Origin of the sequence: Geminicoccus flavidas, assembly GCF_009806515.1 — a bacterium.
In the GTDB taxonomy this organism is placed as follows: domain Bacteria; phylum Pseudomonadota; class Alphaproteobacteria; order Geminicoccales; family Geminicoccaceae; genus Geminicoccus; species Geminicoccus flavidus.
Genome location: NZ_WUJP01000432.1, coordinates 1 through 943, shown reverse-complemented (window position 1 = coordinate 943; position 943 = coordinate 1). Strand labels below are relative to the sequence as shown.

Genomic DNA, 943 nt, shown 5'->3' with positions numbered 1-943 from the left:
GCCCGACCTGCCGGTGACCTGCTCGGCCGAGATCTGGCCGGAGGTGCGCGAGTTCGAGCGCGCGGTGGTGGCCTGCATCAACGCCGAGGTCCACCCGCTGATGGGCGCCTATCTGGCGAAGCTCGGCGAGCGGATCGACGCGGTCGCGCAGAACGTCCTGCAGCTCACCTCGTCCTCGGGCGGTATGCTGAGCCTGGCCAGTGCCAAGGAGCGCGCCATCGACACGGTGCTGTCCGGGCCGGCCTCGGGTGCCACGGCCGCCGCCTCGATGTGCCGGGCGGCCGGCATCGACGCGGCGCTCACCTTCGACATGGGCGGTACCAGTGCCGACATCGCGATCATCAGCGACGGCACGGTCGAGTTCACCACCAATGCCCGGATCGGCGACCTGCCCCTGATGATGCCGGTGGTGGGCGTGTCCAGCATCGGTGCCGGGGGCGGGTCGATCGTCTCGGTGGACGCCTACGGCGTGATCAAGGTTGGGCCGGAAAGTGCCGGAGCCCATCCCGGCCCGGTCGCCTATGGGCTGGGCGGCACCGAGCCGACCGTGACCGACTGCTACCTAGTACTGGGCTTCATCGACCCCGACCGCTTCCTGGGTGGGGCCATGCGCCTGGACAAGGCCAAGGCGGAAGCGGCGCTGGCAGCCATCGCCCAGCACCTGCACCTACCCTCGGCCGCCCATGCCGCCGAGGCGGCGCTGCGAGTCGCGACCGTGCGCATGGCCTCGGAACTGTTCAAGCTCCTGGCGCAGAAGGGCTATGAGCCTGCCGACCATGTGGTCGTGCCGTTCGGCGGTGCCGGGCCGACCCATGCGGTCATGCTCGCCGAGGAGGCGAAGCTGAAGGGCGTCACTGTGCCTACCGCGGCCGCCACCTTCTGCGCGCTGGGTGCCGCGGTGGCCGATCTGCGCCGCGACTTCGTGCGCAGCCTGGGTAAGGCG

1 protein-coding gene is annotated in these 943 nt (G+C 70.7%); it reads left to right on the top strand.

The genetic code is table 11. The features are described 5' to 3' along the window. The coding region (locus tag EQG76_RS12085; protein WP_321573453.1) for a hydantoinase/oxoprolinase family protein at positions 1 to 943 on the top strand (943 nt) is incomplete at both ends.